1 pseudogene is annotated in these 235 nt (G+C 51.9%); it reads left to right on the forward strand.

Annotated features, from left to right (window positions below):
* Nucleotides 1–235 (forward strand): annotated as a pseudogene (locus AAC854_RS23665) (primase-helicase zinc-binding domain-containing protein); the annotation flags it as partial.

Below are 235 nucleotides of genomic sequence, written 5' to 3' on the forward strand. Positions count from 1 at the left end.
GACCACGGAGACGGTAACTGGCATTGCCGCCAGTGTGATAACCCGCAGTATGGTGATGGTTTTGATTTGTTGGTGAGGGCTAAGGGAATCACGATCACTGAGGCCGTGAAAACTGTTTCTGATGCGCTGCTGTTACCTTTACCCGAACCCAAGCCCGCCAGAAAGGAGGCTCCGAAATCAGAGGCTCAACCGATAGCTGAGAAAGTGAACAAGTTATTAGCTCAGGCCACTACCG

It is taken from the genome of Xenorhabdus entomophaga (assembly GCF_037996725.1).
Classification (GTDB): domain Bacteria; phylum Pseudomonadota; class Gammaproteobacteria; order Enterobacterales; family Enterobacteriaceae; genus Xenorhabdus; species Xenorhabdus khoisanae.